General features: G+C 69.0%; 26 protein-coding genes, 1 tRNA gene and 1 pseudogene. 10 read left to right on the top strand and 18 right to left on the bottom strand.

The window, feature by feature from the left end; translation table 11 throughout:
* Window positions 1-17: 17 nt before the first annotated feature.
* Both PYR91_RS23860 and PYR91_RS23855 read right to left on the bottom strand, forming a co-directional pair.
* Complete coding sequence (locus tag PYR91_RS23860; RefSeq protein ID WP_279782970.1) at window positions 18-1205, bottom strand: glycosyltransferase; 1188 nt, start codon at window positions 1203-1205, stop codon at window positions 18-20.
* 192 nt (window positions 1206-1397) lie between these two features.
* A complete protein-coding gene (locus PYR91_RS23855) occupies window positions 1398-3290 on the bottom strand; it encodes a SpoIIE family protein phosphatase (protein ID WP_279782969.1) in 1893 nt (630 codons plus the stop codon).
* Between the two features lie 141 nt (window positions 3291-3431).
* Between PYR91_RS23855 and PYR91_RS23850 the strand changes: the two genes are divergently transcribed.
* A complete protein-coding gene (locus PYR91_RS23850; RefSeq protein ID WP_279782968.1) occupies window positions 3432-4154 on the top strand; it encodes a GAF and ANTAR domain-containing protein in 723 nt (240 codons plus the stop codon).
* A gap of 45 nt (window positions 4155-4199) precedes the next feature.
* On the opposite strand, the gene PYR91_RS23845 is transcribed toward PYR91_RS23850, so the two are convergent.
* On the bottom strand, window positions 4200-4568 hold the full coding sequence (locus tag PYR91_RS23845; RefSeq protein ID WP_279782967.1) for an STAS domain-containing protein: 369 nt from the start codon (window positions 4566-4568) through the stop codon (window positions 4200-4202).
* A gap of 226 nt (window positions 4569-4794) precedes the next feature.
* On the opposite strand from PYR91_RS23845, the gene PYR91_RS23840 reads away from it, so the two are divergent.
* Together PYR91_RS23840 and PYR91_RS23835 are read left to right on the top strand one after the other, a co-directional pair.
* Window positions 4795-5574: a SigB/SigF/SigG family RNA polymerase sigma factor gene (locus PYR91_RS23840; RefSeq protein ID WP_279782966.1), complete on the top strand. Its 780-nt coding sequence runs from the start codon at window positions 4795-4797 to the stop codon at window positions 5572-5574.
* A gap of 278 nt (window positions 5575-5852) precedes the next feature.
* Window positions 5853-6185: an ATP-binding protein gene (locus PYR91_RS23835; RefSeq protein WP_279782964.1), complete on the top strand. Its 333-nt coding sequence runs from the start codon at window positions 5853-5855 to the stop codon at window positions 6183-6185.
* Window positions 6186-6453: 268 nt separating this feature from the next.
* Here the strand turns inward: PYR91_RS23835 and PYR91_RS23830 are convergent, their stop codons facing one another.
* From PYR91_RS23830 to PYR91_RS23810, 5 genes are all read right to left on the bottom strand, one after another.
* A complete protein-coding gene (locus PYR91_RS23830) occupies window positions 6454-6876 on the bottom strand; it encodes a CBS domain-containing protein (protein WP_279782962.1) in 423 nt (140 codons plus the stop codon).
* A 32-nt stretch (window positions 6877-6908) separates the two neighbouring features.
* Window positions 6909-7094 (bottom strand): hypothetical protein, encoded by a 186-nt coding sequence (locus PYR91_RS23825; protein ID WP_279782960.1) that lies wholly within the window; start codon window positions 7092-7094, stop codon window positions 6909-6911.
* A gap of 13 nt (window positions 7095-7107) precedes the next feature.
* Window positions 7108-8076, bottom strand: coding sequence for a hypothetical protein (locus PYR91_RS23820; RefSeq protein WP_279782958.1), 969 nt, complete (start codon window positions 8074-8076; stop codon window positions 7108-7110).
* A gap of 4 nt (window positions 8077-8080) precedes the next feature.
* Window positions 8081-8770 carry a hypothetical protein gene (locus tag PYR91_RS23815; RefSeq protein WP_279782956.1) on the bottom strand — a complete coding sequence of 230 codons (690 nt, stop codon included), beginning with the start codon at window positions 8768-8770 and terminating at the stop codon, window positions 8081-8083.
* Between the two features lie 361 nt (window positions 8771-9131).
* Window positions 9132-9569: a hypothetical protein gene (locus tag PYR91_RS23810; RefSeq protein WP_279782955.1), complete on the bottom strand. Its 438-nt coding sequence runs from the start codon at window positions 9567-9569 to the stop codon at window positions 9132-9134.
* 154 nt (window positions 9570-9723) lie between these two features.
* On the opposite strand from PYR91_RS23810, the gene PYR91_RS23805 reads away from it, so the two are divergent.
* A tRNA-Pro gene (locus PYR91_RS23805) sits at window positions 9724-9800 on the top strand.
* Window positions 9801-9887: 87 nt separating this feature from the next.
* On the opposite strand, the gene PYR91_RS23800 is transcribed toward PYR91_RS23805, so the two are convergent.
* The gene (locus tag PYR91_RS23800; protein ID WP_279782954.1) at window positions 9888-10280 is read right to left on the bottom strand and encodes a tyrosine-type recombinase/integrase; all 393 of its coding nucleotides are present in this window, start codon (window positions 10278-10280) and stop codon (window positions 9888-9890) included.
* A gap of 41 nt (window positions 10281-10321) precedes the next feature.
* Window positions 10322-10951, bottom strand: coding sequence for a DUF6461 domain-containing protein (locus PYR91_RS23795; protein WP_279782953.1), 630 nt, complete (start codon window positions 10949-10951; stop codon window positions 10322-10324).
* Window positions 10952-11844: 893 nt separating this feature from the next.
* Here PYR91_RS23795 and PYR91_RS23790 point away from each other — a divergent pair.
* A complete protein-coding gene (locus PYR91_RS23790) occupies window positions 11845-12510 on the top strand; it encodes a nitroreductase (RefSeq protein ID WP_279782952.1) in 666 nt (221 codons plus the stop codon).
* 299 nt (window positions 12511-12809) lie between these two features.
* Window positions 12810-13745 carry a hypothetical protein gene (locus PYR91_RS23785; protein ID WP_279782950.1) on the top strand — a complete coding sequence of 312 codons (936 nt, stop codon included), beginning with the start codon at window positions 12810-12812 and terminating at the stop codon, window positions 13743-13745.
* 23 nt (window positions 13746-13768) lie between these two features.
* Here PYR91_RS23785 and PYR91_RS23780 read toward each other — a convergent pair whose 3' ends face one another.
* Window positions 13769-14074, bottom strand: a complete 306-nt coding sequence (locus PYR91_RS23780; RefSeq protein ID WP_279782948.1) for a hypothetical protein — start codon at window positions 14072-14074, stop codon at window positions 13769-13771.
* A gap of 221 nt (window positions 14075-14295) precedes the next feature.
* Here PYR91_RS23780 and PYR91_RS23775 point away from each other — a divergent pair, with 221 nt between their 5' ends.
* Window positions 14296-14814, top strand: a complete 519-nt coding sequence (locus PYR91_RS23775) for a pyridoxamine 5'-phosphate oxidase family protein (protein WP_279782947.1) — start codon at window positions 14296-14298, stop codon at window positions 14812-14814.
* Window positions 14815-15001: 187 nt separating this feature from the next.
* Here the strand turns inward: PYR91_RS23775 and PYR91_RS23770 are convergent, their stop codons facing one another.
* From PYR91_RS23770 to PYR91_RS36415, 4 genes are all read right to left on the bottom strand, one after another.
* A complete protein-coding gene (locus tag PYR91_RS23770; protein ID WP_279782945.1) occupies window positions 15002-15571 on the bottom strand; it encodes a dihydrofolate reductase family protein in 570 nt (189 codons plus the stop codon).
* 1207 nt (window positions 15572-16778) lie between these two features.
* Window positions 16779-18161, bottom strand: a complete 1383-nt coding sequence (locus PYR91_RS23765; protein ID WP_279782944.1) for an NAD-dependent succinate-semialdehyde dehydrogenase — start codon at window positions 18159-18161, stop codon at window positions 16779-16781.
* 212 nt (window positions 18162-18373) lie between these two features.
* A complete protein-coding gene (locus tag PYR91_RS23760; RefSeq protein WP_279782943.1) occupies window positions 18374-19234 on the bottom strand; it encodes an LLM class F420-dependent oxidoreductase in 861 nt (286 codons plus the stop codon).
* A gap of 104 nt (window positions 19235-19338) precedes the next feature.
* A complete protein-coding gene (locus tag PYR91_RS36415; RefSeq protein ID WP_347943390.1) occupies window positions 19339-19677 on the bottom strand; it encodes a hypothetical protein in 339 nt (112 codons plus the stop codon).
* Between the two features lie 22 nt (window positions 19678-19699).
* On the opposite strand from PYR91_RS36415, the pseudogene PYR91_RS36410 reads away from it, so the two are divergent.
* The 3 genes and pseudogenes from PYR91_RS36410 to PYR91_RS23745 all read left to right on the top strand — a co-directional run.
* A pseudogene (locus tag PYR91_RS36410) lies at window positions 19700-19848 on the top strand (hypothetical protein); the annotation flags it as partial.
* 187 nt (window positions 19849-20035) lie between these two features.
* The gene (locus PYR91_RS23750; protein WP_279782940.1) at window positions 20036-20926 is read left to right on the top strand and encodes an SRPBCC family protein; all 891 of its coding nucleotides are present in this window, start codon (window positions 20036-20038) and stop codon (window positions 20924-20926) included.
* Window positions 20923-22092, top strand: a complete 1170-nt coding sequence (locus PYR91_RS23745; RefSeq protein WP_279782938.1) for a glutathione-dependent formaldehyde dehydrogenase — start codon at window positions 20923-20925, stop codon at window positions 22090-22092. The genes PYR91_RS23750 and PYR91_RS23745 overlap by 4 nt, the downstream gene beginning before the upstream one ends.
* A 192-nt stretch (window positions 22093-22284) precedes the next feature.
* Here PYR91_RS23745 and PYR91_RS23740 read toward each other — a convergent pair whose 3' ends face one another.
* From PYR91_RS23740 to PYR91_RS23730, 3 genes are all read right to left on the bottom strand, one after another.
* Window positions 22285-22746, bottom strand: a complete 462-nt coding sequence (locus PYR91_RS23740) for a tyrosine-type recombinase/integrase (protein ID WP_279782937.1) — start codon at window positions 22744-22746, stop codon at window positions 22285-22287.
* Window positions 22747-23336: 590 nt separating this feature from the next.
* Window positions 23337-24125 carry an ISL3 family transposase gene (locus tag PYR91_RS23735; RefSeq protein WP_279783127.1) on the bottom strand — a complete coding sequence of 263 codons (789 nt, stop codon included), beginning with the start codon at window positions 24123-24125 and terminating at the stop codon, window positions 23337-23339.
* 348 nt (window positions 24126-24473) lie between these two features.
* Complete coding sequence (locus PYR91_RS23730; protein WP_279782935.1) at window positions 24474-25853, bottom strand: hypothetical protein; 1380 nt, start codon at window positions 25851-25853, stop codon at window positions 24474-24476.
* Between the last annotated feature and the right edge of the window lie 4 nt (window positions 25854-25857).

Here is a 25857-nt window from a genome sequence, read left to right as displayed (position 1 = left end):
GCGTCCCGCCGGGGTCGTCAGGCGGCCTCGGCCTCGGCCTCTTCCAGGCCGTCGGCCGACGTGATCTGGGCGCGGCCGGTGACCTGGTCGTACACGCGGCCCAGCTCGCGGGCGATGCGCTCCAGCGCGTACCGGGACCGGGCGCGGTCGGCGCCGGCGAAGCCGAGCGCGGTGCGGCGGGTCAGGTCGCCGAGGAGCTGGCGGGTGCGGCGGGCCAGCCCGTGGGAGTCGCCCGGACGGACCAGCATGCCGGTCACACCCTCCACCACCGAGTCGAGGTGGGCCCCGGTGGCCGTCGCGACGACCGGGACGCCGCAGGCCATGGCCTCCAGCACCACCTTGCCGTTGGGCGCCGAGTTCGGCAGGGACAGCACGACGTCGGCGCTGCGCATCAGCTTCGGCATGGCCGAGTGCGGGACGTGGCCCAGCACGGTGACGCGGTCCTCGACGCCCATCTCCTTGGCCAGCAGGCGCAGGCGCTCCAGGTCGTGCTCGGCGCCCGGGGCGTCCGCGACCGGGCCGCCGGCGATCAGCAGCTCGGCGCCGGGGATCTGGTCGAGGGCGTGGATCGCGACGTCCGCGCCGCCGCCGGGCTGGATGTGGCCGACGTGCAGCAGGCGGGGACGGTCGCCGCGCGCCGTGGCCGGGCCCTGCCGGCGGAACCGCTCGACGTCGACGCCGTGCGGGACGACCGCGACCTTCGAACGCGGCACCCCGAGGACGATCAGGTCGCTCGCCTCGTCGGAGCAGAAGGCGATGACCGCCTCCGCGCGGCGGCCGATCGCCCTCTCCACGCGGATGCGGGCCGCGTGGGTGCGATCGGCCGCCTGCCGGGAGGCCGTCGAGCCGAGCCGGTGGAACGTCTGCACGATCGGCACCTCGACGCCCTCGGCCGCGGCGACCGCCGCCAGGCCGCTCGTCCACGAGTGGGCGTGCACGACGTCGGGGTGATCACGGTTCCAGCGCTCCGCGAGCTGGGCGGCGAACTCGGAGATGTGCGGCAGGCAGTCGTTCTCGGACAGGTCGTGCAGCGGGCCGGCCGTGAGGTACTCGATGTTCACGCCGGACCCCAGCTTGGTGCGCGGCTTGCGCTCCGCCGCGTTGCGGCGGGTGTAAACCGTGACGCGGTGGGCACCACCAAGTTCACGGGCGATGGCCGTCAGATCGGCGGGAAGTTCGTGCAGCGAGACGATGGCAACGTTCATGGCACACCTCAGGAAGGTCGGGCCGCATGAGTCAAAGGGGCCCAGAAGACGTACTGAGTTGTGCCTGCGTCTTAGGCACTGAATCTGTGACTCAGTGTACCGGTGTCCTGAAGCGGGGAAACCCCTCCGGCGGAAAAATCTGAGAAAGACCTGGGGCGGGGTGCCCCTACGGAGCCGCCCCGCCGGTCCCGGTCAGCGGGTGCGCCGCAGGGCGAGGATCGTCGTCTCGTCGAGCACCTGGCCGCCGCCGAACGCCTGGTGGTCCTCCTCGACGGCCTTGACCACGCCGGTGGCGGGCTGGCCGGTGCAGCGCATGAGCACCTCGGTCAGGCGCCCCTCGCCGTAGGCCAGCTCGGCCTGGCCCGATCTGCCGCGCGAGCTGGCCAGCCCGTCGGAGTACAGCACCAGGGTCTCGCCCTGCGTCACGGCGACCTCCTCGACCGGGAAGTCGGCGCTGTTCTCGATGCCCAGCGGCATGCCGCCGCCCGAGGTGTAGCGCACCCCGCCGTCGGGCCTGACCACGGCCGGGGGGTGGTTGCCCGCCGACACCAGCCGCACCCGCCCGCGCCTGCCGGTGCGGACGAAGCCCGCCGCGACCATGACGAACATGCCGCTGTCCTGCGCCACCAGCGCGTCGTTGAGCCTGGCGATCACCGCGCCGGGGTCGTCGTCCCAGATGCTGAGCGTGCGCAGCCCGCCGCGGACCATCGCGGTGACCGAGGCGGCGTCGTCGCCCTGGCCGACCACGCCGCCGACGGCGAAGCCCCAGCCGTCCTTGACGCGGAACACGTCGTAGAACTCCCCGCCGATCGCCCTCGGCCCGGCGCCGGTGTGGTACGCCGCCGCGATCTCGAACCCCGGCACGTCGGGCAGGGTGCGGGGCAGCACGCCGGTCTGCAGCGTGTCGGCCGCCTGCGACCTGCCCTGGAAGATGCGCTGGGCGTGCAGGGCCAGCCCGATGTGGGCCCCGGCGTCCTCCATCACCGCGAGGTCGGCGAGCCCGAACGGGGGCCGCTCGCGCGGCCGCACCAGCGTGATCACGCCGTGGGCGTCGTCCCCGACGCTGATCGGGATGCTCAGCAGCGAACCGGCGCGCATCGCCTGCAGGACCGGCGCGCCGTCGGGCAGGACGCCGAGCAGGGAGTCGTCCTCCACCATCTCGTGCACGACGCCCGTCTGGCCGGCCAGCACGTGCGCGACCAGCGGGGCCGACGCGGGGTCCATGCGCTCCAGCGCCTGCACCAGGCGGCCCACGGGCTGGTTGGTCGGGCCGATGACCAGCGACCGTCGCACCGCGCCGTTGCGTACGACGTCCGCGAAGACCCAGTCGGCGGCGTGCGCGGCGAACAGGCGCCCGGCGCGGATCAGCGCGACCGGCTCGCTCAGGCTCTCCTCGTCCAGCAGCAGCCGGGAGAGCTGGGACAGCATGTCCCGACGCCGCGCGGCGGCGAGCACGGCCGACTGGTCGGGCGCCTGCTCGGCCGTCATGCCGGCGGCCGACTCCGGAAGCGCGACCTCGACGGGGAGCGCCACCGCGGCGATCATGTCCTGCGGCTCGCCGGGCATGTGCAGCTGCGTCAGCACCAGGCGCACGTTGTGCGCGCGGCCCTGGTGCGCCAGCCGCGTGGGGAAGGCGGCCGTCTCGCCCGTGCGCAGCACCGCCGTCAGATGCGACCGGAACGCCGCGCGGCGCGAGCCGTCGACGAGCAGCGGGAAGGCGCGGCCGGTCAGGTAGCCGTCCGGGCTGCCCAGCAGGCGGGACGCCTCGGCGTTCACCCGCCGCACCATGCCCGAGGTGTCCAGGATGATCACCGGGACCGGCATCATGCGGTAGATCGCCCGCAGCAGCTTCAGCTCCCGGTTGGCGCTGCTCTCCTTGGAGTTCGGCTTGCGGCGTGACTTGCCGAGCTCGCCGATCGACGCCCGCAGCAGGTCACGGGCGGTATCGAGCTCGGCGAGCGCCGCGTCCAGCGTCGGACCGGGATCGCCCGGGTACGCCGCTCTGGCGTCGCGCAGCGACGATATGCGGGCCGTGAGGCCGCTCAGCGCCTGTTCGAGCGCCGGAACATCGGTCAGGTCGGTCAATTGACGTCCTTCGTAAGCCAGCGTGGGAGCGTAGGTTCCCCTGCTAGAAGGTACGTCAAGGATGAGGTCCAGTTCGATGAGCATCCGATGGTCGCAACTAATCTGACTCCTGAGAGAAACGGAACTTTTCGAATGGAAACGATGCGGACGTTCAGTCCGGCTCTCGCCCGCGACCTCGCCGCTCTGGGGCGCGTCAACGAGGGCACCTCGATCGAGAGCGTGCTGCGGTCCGTCACCGCCGCCGTCGCGGTCGGCGTGCCCGGGTGCGCGGGCGGCACGGTGGAGCTCCGCCGCGAGGACCGGCTGACGTTGTCGGCGTCCCACAGCGACCTCATCGCGCTGGTCGACCGCGAGCAGGTTCTGGGGGAGGGGCCCTCGGTGGAGGCGCTGGCCACCGGCAGGAACGTCCTGGTGCGCGACGTACTGCTGGACGGCCGCTGGCCGCGCTACGCCGCGACCGCCGTGCGGCACGGGGTGCGCTCGGCGCTGATGCTGCCGATCACGATCGAGGGGTCGACCCTGCTCCTGGGCCTGTACGCGGTGCGGCCGGGCGCCTTCGCCGGCGGCTCGAGCGACGCGCTGGCCTCCCTGCTCGGCGAGCACCTGGCGGTCGCCCTGGCCAACATCTCCGACTACGACGACGTGCTGACCGACGCCGCCCAGATGCAGGAGGCGCTCGCCGGCAGGTCGGTGATCGACCAGGCCAAGGGCATCATCATGCACGCGAGCGGCTGCTCGGCCGAGGCGGCGTTCGACGAGCTGCGCCGCCTGTCGCAGCACCACCAGGTGAAGGTGGCCGACCTGGCGCGCCGGCTGGTCAGCGAGCACCAGGCCAAGCACGGCGGCGCCGTGCCCTCTCCCTGAAAGTTTCCCCCGCCAGGGAGGGCGGGAAGCCGGCGCGGTCGCCCGTCAGGCCTTGAACGAGGCCAGCGCCTCCTCCAGCGTGTCGTACAGCGGCAGCCGCTGGGCCAGGCCGGTGACCCACATCACCCGGGAGTTGGAGTACTTGACCCCCACGAGCGCGAAGTGCCCGTCGGAGGCCATGGTGCGCTGCCAGTGATGCACGATCAAACCCAGCGCCCGCGAGTCCATGAAGGTCACACCGGCCAGGTCGAGCACGAGATCGGCGCCGTGCTCGTCGGCGATCTCCGCGAGCCGGTCGGTGAACTGCTGACGCGTCGTCGCGTCCAGGATGCCGCTCACCCAGACGACGGGCACGCCCTCTTCGACCCTCGATGTCAAGGTCAGGACCTCATCCGCCCTATCCGGAACGGTCACCACGCGCCTCCTCGCCGCTTCCCTGGCGCATGGCGCCAACCCCCTCGGGGGGATCATTCGCAACATTACTGTTGCCTGAGGGGTAGCAATACTCTTGATTTCTGGGGAATACTGGGGCCGAGGTCCAGCAGAGGGCCTCGTCTCGACAGTAGTACGCGAGGCGATGCCTGCTCTGCTTGGGCTGATGCCGGTTCCGCCTCGCTGCAAGGCATAAGAGGGAGCAGCAATGGCTGCTGAGGACCGCACCTACCCCCAGACCGACATCACCGCCGAAGACCTCCTGCGGGAGCTCGTCGAGCCGGAGGCCACCGAGGCCCGCAGGGCCCGGCTGCGCGAGATGATCGTCGAGATGCATCTCCCCATGGCGAGGGAGATCGCCCGCCGGTACCTTCACCGGGGCGAGCCCATGGAAGATCTCCTCCAGGCCGCGTACGTCGGGCTCATGAAGGCGATCAACGGGTTCGACGCCGAGCTGGGACACAGCTTCAGAGGCTATGCCATGGTGACCATGACCGGTGAAGTGAAGCGTCACTTCCGTGACCGCACCTGGGCCGTGCGCGTGCCGCGGCTGTACCAGGAGCGCCGCTCCGAGCTCAACCGGCTCGTCGCGGACTTCACCCAGGAGCTGGGCCGATTCCCGACCGTGGCCGAGCTGGCCCAGAAGATGGGAATCTCCGAGGAGGACATGCTCCTCACGATGGACGCCTCCGCGGCGTACAGCACCCTGTCGCTGGACGCGCCCATGGGCGCGGACGACGACGCCGCCGCGCTCGGGGACGTCATCCCCGACGAGGACGACGAGCTGGCCACGCTGGTGGACCGCGAGGCCATCAAGCCGCTCATCGACGACCTGCCCGAGCGGGAGCGCAACATCCTGCTTCTGCGCTTCTACGGCAACATGACCCAGGCGGAGATCGCGGCGGAGTTCGGCATCTCCCAGATGCACGTCTCCCGCATCCTTCGCAAGGTGCTCGACCAGCTCCGTTCGCAGCTTGTCGCCGCGTAGCGATTAAGCCGCGGTTCCTGGGGCAATCAACGCGAGCAGAGGTTACGCGGAGGGGTACCTAACCTAACGTCCTGGTATCCCGGGGTATCTTCGTCGATGTATTGCGACGCCCCGGGTGCCGGGGACCTTCCATACTGATCGCTTATGGAGGCGGTTATCGGGTGAACGAGGACGAAGTCCCACCTCCCCGATTCCTCATGGACGGGGGCGGTGCCTGGCCGCCCCCGGCCGGCGTGGCGGTCAGGGAGATGTCATTCTCCATAGGAGACCTTCCTGACGTGCGTGACTTCGCCGCTCTCCAGGCGCGACGGGCGGGGATGCCCGAGGAGGAGATCGGCGACTACCTCGTCGCCGTCAACGAGGTCGCGACCAACGCCGTGACGCACGGGGCGGCCAAGGCGCGGCTGCGCGTGTGGTGCGAAGGCCGCGACCTCGTGATCGACATCCACGACGACGGCCACTGGATCCCGGCGTTCCAGCCGGGAATGGTGGCCCCGCACGACTACTCCACCAGCGGCATGGGGCTGTGGGTGGCCCGGCGGCTGGCGAAGGACGTCGTCCTGATCACCGGCCAGACGGGGACCACGCTGATGATGCGCTTCGAGGTGTGACGACGCTTCTGTGGTCGTTGTTGGTGGTACGTCCGTTCTGTAGCCGGACGTACCTTTTTTAATGCCCGGACCGCGCCGGCGGATGCCCGGACCGCCCCGGCGGCCGCCTGCCTCGGGCCGCGACGATCGGTCCGCCCCCGCCGGTCCCCTTCCCTCGTCAGCACCACGACCCAGCCGGCCCCGGGCATGGGAAAGGGCGCCGTCCTTGGGGACGGCGCCCTTTCTCCCCGTGGGACCCGAGGCCCGGGGGGGTCCGCACGGAGTCTGTTCAGCCGTTGGGCGGTGCCGCGCTGATGATCGACAGCGCCGAGGACGGGTCGCGTTCCAGCGCCATGTCACCCAGCGAGACGATCCCGACCGGCCGCCCGTCGTACTCGACGACGGGCACCCGCCGCACGGCCTTCTCCCGCATCAGGCGCACGACCTCGTCGGCGTCCTCGTCGGGCCGTACCGTGAACAGGTCGTTGGTGCACAGGGCACCCAGGGGTGTCGACTCGGGGTCCCTGGCCTCCGCGACGGCGCGCACGACGATGTCCCGGTCGGTGACGACCCCGCACAGCAGGTCGTCCTTGGTGACCAGTACGTCACCGATGGCCTGGTCGCGCATCAGCCGGGCCGCCTTGGAGACCGTCGCGTCGGCCGGCAGGCACACCGGCCGGTGAGTCATGACGTCCCGTACGGTCTGGTTCATCACTCACGACACCCCATCTCGTGGTCGCTCGGTCAGCGGCGGGCGTTGCGCCGGCCGCGGAAGCTGCTCATGCTGGCCGTGCCGACCCCGGCCTGGTGGAGGGCGAGCAGGCACAGCCCGAGCGCGACCAGCGCCGTGATCGAGATGCCGATGCTGGCGTTGAGCAGGTCGAGCAGGAACGCGATGCCGAAGATGATGGCGGCCACGATGGCAAGCATCTGATACCTCGCTTTAGTGTCGAACCGGGGAGGTCGCCCGCCCGGTGTTGGTGGTGGATGAGAGCCCCACGAGCTCCTGGAGCAGGGAGCGATAGTCACGCAGAGCCAGCCGGAGCTGCTCGGTGTCCTTCTCGTCGCCGTTCTTCCAGCGGTCGGCGAGAGCCTGCCGGCGCTTGGCCAGCGCCGCCACGGCCTCCTCGACAAGCTGGTCGGCCTGCCGGACGGCGTCCTGCGGGTCGTCCACGAACCCCGCCTGAACCTCGCGCCAGCGCTGCTGGAAGTCCACGTCCGAGTCCTCGCCGGCGCCGGTGACGGAGGTCTCGGCGTCCGTCGCCGGGTGGTCGTTCGTCACACCCGCCGGGAGGGAGTCCTCGTCCGTCACCGGAGACGGGTGGTCGTTCGTCACGCCCGTCCGGGAGAAGTCGTCGTCCGTCGCCGGGGCCGGGTGGTCGTTGGTCACACCGGTCCGGAATTCGTCGTTCAGCCCCTCGTCGCGGAAGCGGCCGTCGTCGGTCGTCCCGGCGGGGGAGGAGTGGTCGTTGGTCGTCACGACCGGGGACAGGCCGTCACCGGTCGTCCTGGACGCGGAGTCGTGGTCGTCGACATCCGTCACGGGAGCCGCGGGGGCCGAGACGTCGCCCGGGGCCGGGGTGTCGGCCTCGTCCGGGTAGACGATCAGGTCCGCGGGCTTGTCGGGGTCGTTCGCGGTGTCCGTCGCCGGGTCGGTCCCGACCGGCCCGGACCCGTGGCGGTCGCCGTTCCTGTCGGTCTGCCCGGCTCCCCACGTCTCGTCGACCCGTCCCGCGACGAGCCGGTCACCGGTTCCCCCGGCCACCAGCCGGTCGTCGTCGGTCCGGTCGTCCGTGACGCGGGCCTGGGCGTCGTCGGAGCCGTTGCCGCGCCCGTGCGCGGTGTCGTCCCACTGGCTCTCCCCGGGCTCCCTGCCCAGGTCGTCCTTGGCGTCTCGGCGGTACGGTTCCATGCGGTCAGCCTCTCTGGGTGTTGCGGGGTGAGGTGTGCTCGACCGGCCGCGTCCCGGCGCCGGTGTCCCCGTCCGGCTCCTCACGGAGGGGGGTGCGGTCCGTGGCGACCTCCGGGTCCGCCGTGGGGACGCCGTCGCGGCCCTCGCTGCGGGCGGCTCCGGTGGTGTCCTCCAGCAGCTCCTCGAACAGGGCGCGGTAGTGCACCATGGCCTGCCGCAGGTCCTCGGTCGACGCCTCCTCGCGGCCCGCTCGCCGGCTGATGTCCTGAGCCTTGCGGTAACGGTCGAGCGTCGCCCCGTGGGCGACCGACAGATCGGCCACCTGCTGCTCGAACCCCTCGGTCGGGTAGCCGCGCTCCGCCATGACGGCGGTCACCAGGTGATCCGCCTCGGTGACGGCGGCCGTGGGAGCGTCGACGAACCGCTCCTGCACCTCGAGCCACTTCTTGCTGTAAGCCGCCCTGGCCTCCGGGGCCAGCGGCTGGATGTTCAGTTCGGCGTGCCGCTGCTCCCTCTCGAGCAACTCCTGCTCGGCCTCACGACGACTGTCGTGCTCGCGCACCGTCCGCTCGTACTCCGGACCGAACCGCTCCTGCAGCCGCTGCCTGCGCTGCTGCTTCTGCATGACGAAGTAGCCGATGGCCGCAACCGCCACCACCGCGGCTACAACGATGGCCACCCACGTGACGGTCATCTCTGCCTCCGGGATTTTCAGCCTTTGTAATCAGCCGACTGCCCGAGAACCAGCCCACAAAACGGAACTTACGTACGCTTTCCGTCAAGTCCCAGCGCCACCCCACCCCACCCCCCACCTGCTGAACCCCCGATTCCCCCACCCCACCGCCCTTCAACCCACAGGCACCCCAGTGATCGTTCCCTCGCCCCCTCACCGGCTGACCCGCCCTCCCACCGCGATCCTCTCCGCTCCCTCATGCGCCCCCCAGAGCGAGTCGCGAGTTCGACGGCAATCCCTTTGACCCCGCCGTCCCACGCGCGATCCTCTCCGCGTCCCCCGTGCCTCCCCCGAGGCGGGTCGAGAGTTTGGACGGCGATCCTCAGGCGAGCCTCTCCAGCCCTTCGAGCGCGTCCTTCAGCACCTTCTCGACATGCGAGGGAGAGTCGCCTCCCGAGGCGACGGGGATCTCGTAGAACCCCTTCCCCGGCTCGTAGGCGATGTCCGCCCCCCGCTCGACGAGGCCCCGCGCCCACCGGAGCGCCGTGTTGACCTTCACGGCGGGCACCGTGCCCCCCTGAGCGATCACCGACAGGTTCCGCAGGTTGGTGGCCGGCCCCGTCTGGTTGTGCGCACGATCCAGCTTCCAGGGAATGGCCTTCCCGTGATCGAGCATCGGCTTGGCCAGCCCCGCCGCCCGCTTGGCCTGCAGCACCCCCGAAACCGTCACCCCGAAGTGCCCGGCCAGCTCCGCATTGGACCACCCGGCCCCCACGAGCCGCCCCAGTTCCTCCCGATCGATGTCAGCCTTCCGCCCCATGCCCCCACCTCTCCCTCCCAGCCCTCCACCAGATCATCCAACCCACCACCCCACCCCCACGAACCACGACCCCAGTCCCGCTCCCCACGAGGTTCCGCGTACGCACGACCCTTGGATCTGCGCTAGGGTTGTACTCGCTCGCCTAGCCGAGCAACGGGACGTAGCGCAGCTTGGTAGCGCACTTGACTGGGGGTCAAGGGGTCGCAGGTTCAAATCCTGTCGTCCCGACCAGGTTTCAGCTGGTCGGCAAGGGTGTCACCCGAAAGGGAGGCACCCTTTCTTCGTTCTGGGTGACTAAGTGAGTGACTATCGCTATCTTCACGTGAAGATCCGGTCCATCGCCTCCGCCCCGCCGAGCAGGACCGGTCGGATCTGCTTCCGATAGACCGCCTCCGTCACGGGGGTCCCCTTGTGGCCGATGAGTCGCGCGATGTCCTCCAGGGGTACACCGGAGTCGGACAGCAGCGAGACGAAACTGTGCCGCATCTCCCGAGGCGCCCAGTCCTTCGCGGGCAGCCCGGCATCTTTCACGATCTTCCGGAACGCCCGCCGTACGTTGTGGGAGTCCAAGGGAGTGCCGACGAGGGAGGCGAAGACGAGATCGTTCTCCGTCCACCTCGCGCCCGCCGTCTCCCGTTCCCTGGTCTGCTGTGCTCGATGCTCCCGGAGGGCTTCGACGCAGCGACGAGGCAGCGCGAGAGATCTACTCACCCTAGGTCGGCATCAGACGAAGTCTCGCAATGACAAGCTGATCATTGTTCGTTCGCCACGGCGACCAGAAATGGCTTGTCAAGCACGTCTGAGGTGAAGGAGACGCCGGTGATCCTTCTTGCGAGGGCGAAAGCGCAAGCGATCGGGCGGTCAGGTATTGGATCATCGAACGTGCGCCGCCCCAGGCCGACTTCGTCCATTGCGGCTTCCCAGTGTTCGGAGTCGACACCCTCCCGGTATTGGGGTGTCAGTGGGTCGAATCGCAGCATCACGTCACGATCGACGGCGTAGACGAAGCCGTCGTCGGCGTAGTCGTGCCGGTTGATAGACACGACTTCGGTCTCGTTCGAGAGGCGGCCTAACAAGCCGCGCTTGACGGGGACTCGCCACCCCAAGGGCTCGACGAGCACAGCCCATTCGCCGAGCCTCACGGCACCGACGTAGCCGGGGTCGGTGCCACTGGTGGCCGCTGCCTCCTCCATCGCGAGTTCGTTTAACTCGTCGAAGGTCATTTCCTGGACCGTGCTCTCGTCCACCCCGAGGCGGGTGAGCACCTCCAAGCAGGAGAGGCCCCGGACGAAGGACACGCAGAAAATGTCTTCCAACGGTCCGCGACCAGAGAGCCAGTGGAACTCTGGGTGAGGCTCTGTCATCGTCACTCCCTTGATCATATGAGCAGCATGATCGCAGCCGTTACCGACAAGAGAGCTTGATCGCCAAATGCTGGAGTCCTCGGATAACGCAGATGACAAGACTCCCTACGGGAGTACTTTCCTGGGTGACCAACTGAGTGACAACGGCCACGGACGGGGCCGGACGACGGTGGACCATCGTAGACCGTATCCGCAGGTGGGGGCGGGTATCGGCCATGGTCCCGCCCCCTCCCGGTTTGCCTGGGGGTCAAGGGGTCGCAGGTTCAAATCCTGTCGTCCCGACAGACGAGAAGGTCTGTCGATCCGAGGGAAACCTCAGGTCAACAGACCTTTCTTCATGTCGGATAGATCAGCGGTCGTGGTTAGACCGCCCGCGGCCGGGGACCCCTTGGGGACCTGCGCACCGAGAGATGAGCGCTCAAGGCGTCACCGGCATCGGCGGCCTGCAACCTCCTCGGTAGTAAGAGTCGCGCCAGAAGACTTGGTCCAGCAGCTTAGCCATCGACCCTTCCTCCAAGTGCTCGGCGAGGAAGCGGCAAAGGCCACGGAGCGTATGTGAGATGCTGGCGTACTCCCCCTCCGTAATCAGTGATCTCCGCACCATAAGCGCTGCCCCCGCCCCTCGGACCGTATCTCCAGTCCCGTCCTGGGTTCTCCGCTGGACATGGCACCCACCTCTCCAGTCGGTCAGGACTGCCTTGGTGCCTCCGGCGGGGGCGCTCGGGCTCCACCCAGGACAAGCCGAGCAGACCAGGGCCAGGGGGTGACCCTGACACTCATACTTGGCCGCAGGCCCGAAACGTCTTCCCAGAGCCTTGGCGCTGCAATGGGGACTGCAACGGACCACGCGATGGGCTTACGTCCACGAGCGAGATAGAGGTGGGTGCCATTGAGTGAGAGGACGAGAAGACATGGATGTGTACGAAGCCGTGCACGGACGCCGGGCGGTGCGGGCGTTCAGTGATGAGCCGGTCCCCAAAGAGGTGCTCGAACGAGTGCTGGCCGCCGCGATGCGGGCTCCGTCGAGTGGGAACCTCCAGCCATGGCAGGTGTATGTCGTGGCCGGCGAGCCCTTGGCCGAACTGAAGCGGCGGGCGACGGCCAGGGCGCTGGCGGGAGATCCGGGGGATGAACGGGAGTATCCGATGTACCCGGCTGAACTGACCTCGCCGTATCTGGATCGGTTCACCGCCGCGGCCGCTCAGCGGTACAAAGCGCTGGGGATCGAGCGCGACGCCCCCGACAGGCCCAAGAGGATCGCCGCGTTGAACTCGGAGGCGTTCGGGGCGCCTGTCGTACTGTTCTGCTACCTCGACCGGACGATGGGCCCCGGGCAGTGGGGGGACGCGGGGATGTACCTGCAGACGGTCATGCTGTTGCTGAGGGCGGAAGGGGTGCACAGCTGCCCCCAGGTGATGTGGACGATGTATCGCAAGACCGTCAGCCGGATAGTCGGAGCCGGTGACGGGCTTGTCTTGTTCTGCGGTGTCGCCGTGGGCTTCGAGAAGGAGGGTGCACCACAGCCGCGCACCGGGCGGGCGGACATGACGGAGACGGTGAGTTTCATCGGAGTGTGACGCTGGGCGATCCAGACGAGCGCACGATGGGGGCTCTGGCGCGGCGTTGACTACGGCCGTATCCGCGAAGGCAGGCGGGTGGCCGGTCGTTGCATGCGAGACCCCAAGTGGCTGAGGGAGTCCTCAGCGTTCCTCAGCGAGATCAAAGGCGCCGTGAAGCAGGCTTCCAAGGTCTTCTTCTCCAGCCCGCGGAGGCCCTTGTGAGGCGAAATTCCGACGATCACACGGTCGCGTCGTCGATCAGATGGTGGCAGCGGTGGGCGTCGTGGGCGGGGCCAGCCGCGAGTGGAGCGGCCGCCGTGTACGGCTGCGTGCTGCTGGCGGCCGCGCTCATGGGGTACCGGTCGTTCCTCGGCGTCACGGACCTCGGCGTGCCCGACGTCACGTGGCCGGGCGCGATTGTGCTGCTCGTCGGATCCATGGTCGCGGCCGCCACCGTACGCCCGTGGGGCGCGCGAGTGCCGCCCCGTGCCGTGTCGGCCGGCCTGTGGGGTGTGGCGGCGCTGGCTCTGGCGGGGAGCTGCTGGGTGCTGCTCAACCTGATCCAGCTGGTGCTGACCGGTGCCATCACCGACCGTCATGGTGACAGCGATTGGGTGACCTTTGCCGAGCGGTTGTGTCTGACCGTCGTCGGAGCCCTGTTCGTGGCCACCGCACTGGCGCACTCTCGCCGTCGGGCCGGCGTCTGCCCCCGGTGCGGCCGGGCGCATCCGCCGCAGGTGTCGGGTCGGCGGCATCCCATGCCAGCCCCGGCGCCCTCCGCGGTGCGGTGGATCGCCTACACCGGCTGTTGCGCATTCCTTCCCTACCTCCTTCTGCACACCCTCGGCGCGGCCGGCGTCTCCGGAGTCGAGCCCGACGGCTTCCGGCCGACCTGGTCCATGGTGCTGGCGGGGGTCTGCGGCATCGGGCTCGCGGTGTTCCTGCTGCTGGGACTCGTCCGGCCGTGGGGCATGGTGTTTCCCCGCTGGACGTTGTGGCTGGCGGGCCGGCGGGTGCCCCGGTTCCTGCCGTTGACGCCGGTCTGGGTGCTTGCCCCGACCCTCGCGCTGTACGGCACCGGAAGCGGACTCCTCGCAGGTGCCGGCATCCTGGGCGACGACCTGTTCGGCATCGGTGGAGCGGCGTCGTTGGCGTTCGGTGCGTACGGTTGGGCGCTGGCCGTCGCCGCCGTCTCCTACCAGCGCCGGACCCGGCCCTTGTGCCTTCCGACGAAACAGTTGGCTTCCTGCTGAGTGAACTGGGGATTGCCGAGAAATCAGGAAGGCGAGGGGGCTTCGGCTGGTTGTCGCGACATCTGGGTGGTGGAGGTGTAAGCCGAGTTCAAGACCTTGGGCCAAGTGTCGGCGCCCGTCCAAACCGCCCTGGACCGAGCCACCCAGATGGAGAAGAACCTGCCGAAGTCCGCCAGGACAAGCGACGACTCAAGGAACTCGTCGACACCGACGCCGCTGTCATCACCGAACTCACCGACGAGTTCATCCAGGCCCAGCAGCAGCGAGACGAGGCCCTGGCCGAACTCGCCCGGCGGCACCACGACGCCGTCGCGGTCCTCGCCAACCACCGGCCGACCCGCCGCGCCAGCGACACCTTCACCCGCTGACCCCTCTGGGCGCGCCCACCGTCGCGGGTGGGTGTGTTGATACATCCGTGTGTGGTTGATCCCCTTCAGAGAAAAAGACGACACAAGGTGTCAGGTTTTTGGTCGAGCCTGGTTTCACCGGTCGGCGTCAACGGCGGACGCGAACCGGGCCTACGGATAGATGCGGATAGATAAGGACCTCAATGCGCGAAACGCCAGAAGATCTCAAAGAGCTCCAAGGCCTCCTCGACTCCTCCCTCTCCCGCTCCACCTCACACCTCCAGTCGATCATCACCGAACACACCGTGACCGCGGAGCAGCTCACCCAGGTCCTCACCGGCATGTGCACCCTCGCCCTGTCAACTGTGACGGCAAAGGGCGAGCCGCGGATCAGTGGCGTGGACGGGCATTTCCTGCGCGGCAAGTGGCACTTCGGCACGGCGCGTAGCGCCGCCAAGGCCCGCCATCTCGCCGCCCGGCCGGCCGCCAGCGTCGCGCACATGCGCGGAGAGGACTTGGGTGTGTTTACGCATGGCACGGTGGAGATCCTCAATCCCCAAGACGGTGAGTCTGCCGCGGACTGGCCAGACCTGCTGGCCTACTTCAAAGACTTCTACGGCAGCACCGCCTTCGACTGGGACAACGATGTGGTCTTCTACCGAATGCGCCCGCACTGGATGACCGTCTACGCCCCCGACGTCGACAAGCTCACCGCCAAGTGACCCCAGTTCCTGAAACAGGCCTAGTGCCACGTCAGGCAACGTTTGCCCTGTCCGCTACCGGCACCTCGGGGCGCTGTCCCCCGTCGATATGTCCGCGCGTTCGAGGGCACGCCCAGCGCGGCCAACGCGACCCCGAGCCGTCGTTCCGTCGCGCGAGGGAGCGGCCAACGCGCCAGGATAAATCACGTCAAGCCGTAACTCGCGTGGGCCGGTATCGCAGGGCGACCGCCCCCGACCGGAACTCATGGCGGTCCACGGGCTCGAGCTGGATGCGCTCGCGCAGACCGGCGAGCAACGTCGGCCCGTGTCCGGCAAGGACCGGCTGCACAAGGAACTCGTACTCGTCGATCAGTCCCAGATCTGCCAACGCCAGGGGGAGCGTCACGCCACCCACCCACAGGCCCTCGCCTGACTCCTGCTTGAGCCGCTGAACCGCTTGCCCCAAGTCGCCTCGCACCAGCTCGGCATTCCAATCGACCGCGCTCAGCTTGCTCGACACGATGTACTTCTTCGCCCGGTCGATGGCCTCGGCGAACGGGATCTGCCACTCATCCATCCAGTCAGGCCACGTGTCCGTGGTCGGCTTCCGCCACGCCGACTCCATCATCTTGTAGGTCACCCGGCCGAATAGCAGGGCATCGGCTCGCTCCATCTCAGCGGTCCAGTAACGCATCGACTCCTCGTCCGGGGGGAGCCCTGCCTCGTGATGGCAGCAGCCGTCGAGCGTGACGTTGATCGAGTATCGAAGTGGTCTCATCTCGTTGCTCTCCCTGGATGCGCGCAGCGCGTTTTCACCGGACGTCTACTTAGACGACTGTCGGCGCCGTTTCTCATCGGCGCCCGATCCCACCTGGTCATCGTGATGCGAACCAGACCGCAGACCGAGCGGGGCACCTTGCTTATCAGGAGGGCGGCTCGTCGGTGTCGGCGGTGGCGCCGGCCGGCACCCGGGCCGAAGGCCAGGCTCTGGGACTGGGCGCCGTCTGGGTGTCCCAAGGGCTGGCGAACGACTGCGGCGCACCGGCGGAGGTGGAGGCGGGCCGGTGACGCGTTGGGCCTTGGTGACCTGACGGTGGCATTGAACAGCCCGGGCGTGGAAGGTCATCGGTTACCCCCGCGGCGCCGTCGGCGGGCCGGCCCCCGGACATCAGCGGGTCCGTGGTGGCGGTGGTGATCCTGGTAGCAGGAGCGATGGGCGCGGGGTGCTTTGACCATGGGGTGGCCGTTGTAGGCGCTCAGCGACATGACCCCGCCTCCGCGCCGGGGCAATGGTGCGCGGCGGCGGCCTCCAACAGCGCGTGCAGAAGACCCCCACGGCGTGCAGGTGGCTGCCGCAGCGCAGGCCGACCAGCCCCGGGCCGCGGCGTCGGCGACCGGTTGTCATGCGGACCTGGAACTGCGTCGGATCGAACGGCAGCAGCCGGGCGGGTGCGCCGTCGACCAGGACTGAGCAGGATCTCCTCGCTGAGTCCGTGTGGCGGATCGGCAAGGCAGGCTCCAGTCGATGACCCCTTCCTCAGTTTGCCGCCCAGGTGCACCGCGCGGTGGGCGTCGGCGACGATGGTGCGGCCGTTGTCGCACACTTGGAAGATGATCCGCGGGTGATGGCGGCGGCTCCGCAGCCGGTCTCGGAGTCGGTGATCACAAAGCGACCCCACACGACCGGGTTGGCCGCCTCCTCGGCGCCGGTGAACGGGCTTCGATAGCCCTCCAGCAGTCTGGGTGCTAGGACCGCGACGGCGGGGAGTAGATCCGCACGTACATCCGCTGATCGTAGTGAGCAGCCCTGGATCCTGATCGGCACCTGGGCCTGCGCGACGCCGTCCAGCGCGGCGGTCAGCACGTCCAGGTGGTCGACCCGCTTGTAGGAGTCTTACAGCAGCGCCCGCGCCACCCCCGGCACGGTGCCCGATCCGCAGTCCCGCGGACCAGGAACTTGTGGTCACGGTCGTGGCCGGGCATGCTCACGGCGCGGCGTCGAGCGGAACGACGTCGATCAGCTTCTTGTTGACGAACTCCTGGATGCCGAGCCAGGACAACTCCCGCCCGTAACCGGACCGCTTGATGCCACCGAACGGCAACTCGGGCGCGGTCCAGGTGGGATGGTTGATGAAGACCATGCCGCTCTCGATGCGGTGGGCGATCTCCTTGCCGTGCTCGATGTCGGCGGTGAAGACCGCGCCGCCGAGCCCGAAGCCGGTGTCGTTGGCGATGGCGATCGCCTCATCCTCGTCCCGGACGCTGAAGAACATCGCCACTGGCCCGAAGAGCTCCTGGCCGTAGACCGGGTTGTCGCGGCTCACGTCGGTGAGGATCGTCGGCTGGACGAACGCTCCGGTCTCCGGCACCGGGGGGCCGACCTCGGTGGCCCGGGCACCGTGCTCGACCGCCTCGGCCACCTGCGCCTTCAGCTTGTCGGCGGCAGACTGGGACGACATCGGCGGCAGGGTGGTCCGCTCGTCCATCGGGTCCCCGGCGACCAACCCGCTTATGGCCGCGGTGAACTCTTCGAGGAACTTGTCGGCGATCTGCTCGTGGATGAGGAACCGCTTGGTGGCCACGCAGGACTGCCCGCAGTTGTTGAGACGGCCCCACACGGCCCAGTGGACCGTCGGGCCCAGATCGGCGTCGGGCATGGCGATCAGCGGGTCGCTGCCGCCCAGTTCGAGGGTGGTCTTCTTGATCGTCTTGCCGGCGCGCGTCGCGATGACACTGCCCGCCTGCTCGCTGCCGGTCAGGGCCACCCCCATCACGCGCGGATCGTCGATCACCTTCCCGACCTGTTCCTTGGTGACGAAAAGGTTGGTGTAGACGCCGTCCGGCGCACCGGCCTCGCGGTAGAGATCGTCGAAGGCCAGCGCGGACCGGGGAACGCTCGACGCGTGCTTGACCATGACGACGTTGCCCGTCATCACGTTGGGTACCGCGAATCGCGCCAGCTGGTAGTACGGGAAGTTCCACGGCTGCACGCCGAACAGGACACCCAGCGGGCTGCTGACGATGACCGCCTCGCCCTTACGCGTGTCGATCGGGACGGGCTTGAGGAAGTCCTCGGCGTTGTCGGCGTAGTAGTCGAAGATGTCCGCGCTCAGGAGCACCTCTTCGACGCTCTCGCCGATCCGCTTTCCCATCTCCAGGGTCAGCAGGCGGGCGAACTCGTCCCGCCGCTCACGCAGGATTCGGGCCGCGCGTCTGGTGACGGCCGCTCGCTCGTCGAAGCTTCGCCGACGCCATTCCTCGTACGCCGATCGAGCACGTGACAGGGCGTCCTCGAGTTCCGCGTCGGTGATCTCCGCAAACGTGGCTACGACCTCGCCACTGTAAGGATTGACCGATTGATAAGGCATGATTTTCCCCCGAATATGCCTAATTGGATTTCATGCCCGCCTTGCCGACGGCCGAAACGTCAAGAGGGGAGCCCAAGGAGCATGCTGATCTCCTCCTGGACGGTGCCGGGATCGCGGCTCGCGTCGACGACGAAGACCGGAGCCTTGCGCCGGAGCCTGCCATCACCCGCGCTGTGTATCGGGCGCCACACGTCGCCGCAGGCCAGGACCCGTCACGCGGTGAAGGAGCGGGCGGCCGCGAGTTCGTCCAACGTCTGGTACGTCTCCTCGGCCGGCAACGTGGGCAGATCGAAGAGCACCTGATCGACGCCGGCGTCGGCAAGCCGGGCGACGGCCTCACGATCGCCCGGCACGGCGTAGACGGACACGGGGACCCGGCCCCGGCCGGCTTCCGCGGCGCGTCGCTCCAGCTCGGCGATCCTGCGGGCGATCTCCTCGGTCCCCAGGCCGTACGTCGGCATCCAGCCGTCGCCGTACTCCAGCGCGCGGTCGAGCGCCTTCGGCCCGTTGCCGCCCACGAGGATCGGCGGATGCGGGCGCTGTACGGGCTTGGGCCAGCAGAAGATCGGGTCGAAGTTCACGAACGTCTCGTGGTACTCGGCCTGGTCCTTGGTCCAGATCTCCTTCATCGCCTGGACCCGCTCGCGCAGCAGCGTCATCCGGATCTTTGGATCGGTGCCGTGGTTTCGCATTTCCTCCAGGTTCCAGCCGGCCCCGATGCCGACGGCGACCCGGCCGGCGGAGACGTGGTCGAGGCTCGCGATCTCCTTGGCGGTGGTGATGGGATCCCGTTCGACGAGCAGAAGGATGCCGGTGCCGAGCCGGAGCCGCTCGGTCACCACGGCCGCCGCCGTGAGGGTCACGAACGGGTCGAAGGTCCGGTAGTACTTCCGGGGGAGCTCGTCGCCCTCGGGCCATGGCGACTCGCGCCTGACCGGGATGTGGGTGTGTTCGGCGACGAACAACGACTCGAAGCCGCGCTCTTCCAGTGCCTCCCCGAGCCGCGCCGGTGCGATGCCCTCATCGGTCACGAACGTCGCGACTCCGAACTCCATCTGGCCCCCAGTTGTCATCTAGAGCGACTCATTCCGATGCGGGCTCATCGGCAAACGGGGGGTGGCATGGAGCCCGGCTCTTCTCGACGACGGGCGGCGGCCATCACATCACGCGGGCGTCGTCACGGCGCGCCGACCGCCGGCAGGTGCGGAACCGACGCACGGCGTTGTTCCGGGCTGGTCGTGACCCGCCGGCGCGGTTGGTCGCTGTCCAACCGTGCGGGCAGGCTGTCGCGGCGCCCTTCCAGGATGGCCCTGACGCTCATGGTGCCGCAGTTGGGACAGATGATGTCGTCGCCGGTGGGGGGCGGAACCGGAACACCGTCGAGCCGGTAGAAGGCGAACGTCGCGCCCAGGTCGTCGCTGACGTACTGCACGTCGTAGTCCGCCGTCCAGGTGTGCCCGCAGCGCCCGCAGACGAACCTGTAACGTTCCACGGCGATCTCGACCAGCTTCGTCATCGCCGCCACCCCCGGGCGCTTCGTGAGCTTTCCCTTCATCGTTCCCGCCACCGGCTCTCGCGCACGCGCCGGACCGTTTCTTGACGAGCCGTCGGTGGAGGACTCCGTCTCCACCCCGCGCGAGCGCCTCGAGGTGTTCCACAATGTGAAGATCACCGACAGCGCCATCATCGCGTCGATCGTCCTGAGCCATCGCCACATCAGCGACCGCAAGCTGTTGACGTGTGATTTCGTGCCTGGATCCGCTGGTGTCATCGGTTTTGTCAGCGGGTACGGGCGGACAAGCGGGGGCGTCAGCAGGTCGGGGGGTCGCCCGCGGCATGTCCACGTACCACCGGCACCTGTGTTAGGACGCATGATGACCGACAAATTCGCCCGTGCGCTGGGGTGGACCAGCCTCGCGCTGGGCACGGCGCAACTGGTGGCGCCCAGGGCCGTGACCCGCCTGTGCGGCGTCGACGACGCGCCCGGGGCCACGACCGTCGCCAGGCTCGTCGGCGGGCGCGAGCTCCTCCACGCCGCGCTGCTGCTCGGCGCCAAGGACCCCGCCCAGTGGGCGTGGACCAGGGTCGCCGGCGACACGATGGACCTCGGCGTCCTCGGCAGGGCCGCCGCCAACCGCACGGGCACTCGCCGCACCCGCGCACTGTGCGCGCTCGGCGCGGTCGCGGGGATCTCCGCTATCGACGCCGTCTGCGCCCGGCGCGGCACCGCCAAGGCCAAGGGCCCGCTGAAGGTGCACGCCTCCATCACCATCAACAAGCCCCGCGAGGAGGTCTACCGCTTCTGGCGGGAGCTGGAGAACCTGCCCTCCTTCATGGTCCACCTGGACTCGGTGCGCTCCCTCGGCCAGGGTCGCTCCCGCTGGAAGGCCAAGGGCCCGGTGGTCGACCTGGAGTGGGAGGCCGAGATCATCGACGAGCGGGTCGGCGACCTCATCGCCTGGCGGTCCGTGCCCGGCACCGGCGTCTCCACCGCCGGCCTGGTGAGCTTCACCGACGGGCCTGGCGGGCGCGGCACCGTCGTGGACGTCTCGCTGGAGTACGGCATGCACGGGCGCGAGCTCGCCGCCGCCGTCGCCCGGATGTGCGGCGAGCACCCCGAGCAGCAGATCCGCGACGACCTGCGCCGCTTCAAGCAGGTCATGGAGACCGGCGAGGTGGTCCGCTCCGAGGGCAGCCCCGAGGGCCACCGCGCCCTGCGCCAGCTCCGCCAGCGTCCCGCACAACCGATCGGAGGACGGGCATGAAGGCCAACGTGTGGACGGGCCGCAATCACCTGGAGGTCCGCGACGTCCCCGACCCGCAGATCCTCAACGCGCGCGACGCGATCGTCCGCGTCACCTCCACCGCGATCTGCGGCTCCGACCTGCACCTCGTGGACGGGTACATCCCGACCGTCAAGAAGGGCGACGTGCTCGGCCACGAGTTCATGGGCGAGGTCGTCGAGGTCGGCTCCGGCGTGAGGGACCTGCGTCCCGGCGACCGTGTCGTTGTGCCGTTCCCGATCGCCTGCGGCGCCTGCTTCGCCTGTGAGGACGGCCTCTACTCCGTGTGCGAGAACTCCAATCCCAACGCCGGGATGGCCGAGAAGCTGATGGGCCACGCGCCCGCGGGCATCTTCGGTTACTCCCACATGCTGGGCGGCTTCCCCGGCGGGCAGGCCGAGTACGCCCGCGTCCCGTTCGCCGACGTCGGTCCCATCAAGATCGAGGACGACTTGCCGGACGAGAAGGTGCTGTTCCTGTCGGACATCTTCCCGACGGGATTCATGGGCGCGGAGATGTGCGACATCAAGCCGGGCCAGACGATCGCGATCTGGGGCGCGGGACCGGTCGGGCAGCTCGCCGCGGCCAGCGCGTTCCTGCTCGGCGCGGACCGGGTCATCGTCATCGACCGTTTCCCGTACCGGCTCAGGCGGGCCCAGCGGACCGGCGCCGAGATCCTCAACTACGAGGAGGTGAAGGTGCTGGACGCGCTGCGCGATATGACGGGCGGGCGTGGCCCGGACGCCTGCATCGACGCCGTCGGCATGGAGGCCCACCACCCGACCCCGGCCATGTACGCCTACGACCGCGGCAAGCAGGCCGCTCGAATGGAGACCGATCGCCCCTACGTGCTGCGCGAGGCCATCATGGCCTGCCGCAACGGCGGCGTGGTGTCCGTCATCGGCGTCTACGGCGGGTTCGTGGACAAGTTCCCGATGGGCGCCTTCATGAACCGGTCCCTGACCATCCGCACCGGCCAGTGCCATGTGCAGCGCTACACAGGGCCGCTGCTGGACCGGATCCGCGCGGGCGAGATCGACCCGAGCTTCGTAATCTCGCACCGGATGCCGCTCAGCGAGGCGCCGCGCGCGTTCGAGCTGTTCAAGAACAAGCAGGACGAGTGCAACAAGGTGGTCCTCACTCCGTAGCGCCTGTTTTCGCCGCTCAGAGCCAGTTCCACTCGATCCCGCGGTGGCCCGCCGCTCCACCAGGTAGGCGCGCAGGTCAGGGTGGGTGTTGATGCAGGTCCTGCACCTTCCTGAGTTGACTGACAAGCGAGGGTGAACAGTGGGCGGCGTAGCGAACGAACCCCGGCGGCCAGAGCCGCCGGGGTCAGGAGGTCATCGGAGGGGGCGGAAGAACGCTCTGATGACCTCGACGAGCAGGTCGGGTGCCTCCATCGCGGCGAAGTGGCTGCGCGCCCAGCATCCGCGCCTACCCGGCCCTCGCCGCTCCCGCCATCCTCCGCAGCCGCTACATACATGGGCATCCATCGCCGTCGCGCCGTCCTGGATGACCGGCCGGATCTGGTGACGGTAGACGGTCTCCGTGACCACCGTGTTGGAGTGCCCGACCAGGCGTGAGATGTCCTCAAGCGGGATGTCATGGTCGGGGAGCGGAGACACGAAGCTGCGCCGCAGTTCCCTGGGGGGCCGTTCCTTCCCCGTCAGGCCGGCGTCGTCGAGCACCTTCCGGAAGTCGCGGCGTGTGTTGTGCGCCGACAGGGGCATGCCGCTCCCGGTGGAGAACACCAGCTCGCGCTCGTCGTCCTGTGCCGCTTTCAGAATTTTCAGCGCATCCAACCCCGCAGGCGCGGGGCCGACACCACCTCCACGGCGGGCACGGGCGACGCCCCGGGAGCATCCCCGCAGGCGCCCGCGGGCAACTCCGAAATTCACTATCCCAACTTGAAGCGGGTGGACGTCGCCCCGCACCCACGGGGTGATCTTCATGCGGGTGCGTAACGGCGGTACGCGCTGTTTCTGTTGCGGCATGGAGTTTCAGTAGCAGTCCACCTTCACCTGATGAGGCTCATCGAGACTGCTCCGCTGAGTTGGGGACCAGATGGGGACCACACGCCATACACGTTGATGAACGACCCTCAGGTCACGGCACGGCGATCACTGCTCCCTGATGGCCGTTGAACTGTGGAAACGCCTACTCCAACGTCCTGGGGGTCAAGGGGTCGCAGGTTCAAATCCTGTCGTCCCGACAGACGAGAAGGTCTGTTGACCTGCGAGAACCGCAGGTCAACAGATCATTCTTAATGTCGGCAAGATCACCAGCCGGAGTCCGGTGGTGCTGTTGCTCGTCGGCGTCGAGGTCATCGGGATTGCGAAGGAACCAGCCGGCGGCTTGGCGGACGCTGGGGGCGGCGGCGGGTGCGGCAGGTTCACCGTGACCTGAACCCTCCAGGGCTGCAGATACTGGCGCACCGTGGTGCCCTTACCGCGAGCGCGGGGGGGAGGTCCCGTAGGTGGGTGCGGTGCTTGGTGATGGTGCGCTCGACGGCGTCGCCGAGGTTGCGCCACATGTGCCAGCGGTCGGCGACCTGGATCGCCTGCGGCGCACCGCGGGTGGCGCCGTCGGCGTAGCAGCCGGCCCGGTCCCGGCAGACGACCTGGACATCGGGCCGCCCGTTGAGCCAGGTGGCCAGCGCCTCCGATGATCGTTCCGGGAGCATGTCGATCGGTCGGCGGGTGGTGATGTCGATCAGGATCGTGCCGTAAGTGTGGCCGCGGCGCAGGGCGAAGTCATCCACTCCGAGCACCTCGGGGCCAGAGCTTGGTTGGGGGTCGGGCAGGGATCGAATCAGTCTGATCAGCGTCATGCGGTTCACCGCTGCGGCCAGGTGGTGGGTGAGCCGGGCACCGGTCCTGCCGCCCAGCGCCAGGCCGATCATCTGCAGCAGCGTGCGGAGCGGGACGCTGTAGCGTCCGTAGCGGATGGTTAGCCCGGGTACCTGCTCGGCGAAGGTTCGCTTGCCGCAGTCGTCGTTGCCGCACCAAAACCGCTGCACCCGCAGGTGCAGCACTGTCTCCTGGCCGCTGACCGCGGTGTCGCACATGCGCCGCTCATAGCTGCTGTGCACGCGCTGGGAGACCATCCCGCATTGCGGGCAAGCAGCCTGTGACGTCCGGGTCCTGGCCCGGATCCGTACCGATCTCCCCGAGCAGCCCATCTGGTCGATCTGCAGGCACGCCAGATGAGGGAACAGGACCGTCACTAACCCCGAGATCGTCACCCAGCATGTTCAGCAACACCGGCAGCCAACCGCCGGAAGATCACGAAATTAGTGCCAGAGCCAGGATTCAGCCGTCGTCGAGACCCGAGCCTCCGCACTGCGAAGGCCCCTTTCGCAGGATTGCGACAGGGTCTTTCTGCCGCCCGGAATTGAGATGTGTGGTCGGCGCTGCCTGTCGTCGGGTGTTGGGGGCGTCAGTGGCTGACGACCCGTTCCTCCTGATTTCCGCGCCGCACCCGGACGGTCCTCCCTGGCGGGCTTGCCGCGATCGCCAGGGAGGCGGTGTCAGGCCGAGGTGGACGTGGAGGCGGCGGTCATCGCTGTTTCCAGTTGGTTCAGGATTGTGTACGCGTCGTGGGCCAGGGTTCTGGAGTCGGGGCTTTCGATGTAGAAGACCCCGGCGAGATTGAGGGAACCTCGTGGTGGGTCGAAGGACGCCATGGGCGTTCCCGGCGGCAGGCTGGTGAGGTCTGGCACGATCTCGATGTGGCTCCGGGGCGAGACCAGGGAACGCAGGTCGAGGTGGGTGGGCTCGAACGTGGGTGTGCTCCTCCAGGGGACGCCCAGGGAATCGGCCGCGATCATGTTGACCGAGCCGGCGGCCCGGCGGCCGGGGCCGGTGATCATCTGCCTGGGTAGGCCCGGGTTCTTCCCGAGTGAGGCCATCGTCAGGGCTCCCACCAGGTCGACGCCGTGGATCGCCTCAACCTGCCGGGTCAGCAGGTGCCCGCCGAAGCGGGCAGCCGTCTCCAGCAGGCAGACTCGCCGGCCGGGCAGCAGCTTCATCTCGGTGTGGGTGCCGCAGGTGCCGAGCCCGAGCGCGTTCACGGCCTGTACCGACGCCCGCTCGATCTCGCGCTGCAGCGGCTCGGGCAGGACGGACGGCGCGAGGTTGCCCCGCTCGACGAACGGGCGCAGCGTGGGGAGCCGCTCGGTGATGCACACCGGGTGGTAGGTTCCCTCGACGACCAGGCCCTCGACGCTGAGGTAGTCGGCGTAACGTGCGTCGTCGTGCCAGGACGACCGGCTCGACACGATGATCTCCTCGGCGATGAGCTCGCCGGGCTCGGCCACGTAGAGTTCCGCCATGTTCGCCTGCCGCGCCTTCTCGGCGGCGGCGCGGGCCCGGGCGTACGCGGCCGGGATGTCCTCCGGCCGCTCGACGACGACCTGGCCGATGGAGCCCGCGCCCCACGCCGTCTTGAGCAGCACGGGCGAGGCGAGCAGTGTCCAGGCGAGGCGCAGGTCCTCCACCGAGTCGACCGGGTGGAAACCTGGGACCGGCACGCCGGCTTCGGCCCACGTCCGCCGCATGAGCCGTTTGCTGCGCGCCTTGATCACCTCGCCGCCCGGCCCGGGCAGGCCGAGCCGGTCGGCGGCCACGGTGGTGGCGATCAGGGCGAATTCCGAGAAGGTGAGGACGCCCTGGGCGCGGACGGACCGCGCCGCCTCGACGATCCGGCCCGCCAGCGCCTCGCCCGCGAGCCCGTCCCCGGTCGCGTCGAGGACGGAGGCGCAGTGCGCGGCGATGGCCGCCCCGCCCCCGGCCGTGGGCGCGGAGATGGCGAGCAGATGGACCTCCGCGTGCGCGGCGACGCGGGGGAGCACGTCGGAGAGCGGCGGTCCGCCACGCGCGTAGACCAGCAGGATCGGGGGTCTGGTCATCGGC

Source organism: Sphaerisporangium sp. TRM90804 (assembly GCF_029846175.1).
Classification (GTDB): domain Bacteria; phylum Actinomycetota; class Actinomycetes; order Streptosporangiales; family Streptosporangiaceae; genus Sphaerisporangium.
Note: the sequence above shows the minus strand (reverse complement) of the source record. Positions and strands in the feature narration are given on the sequence as shown.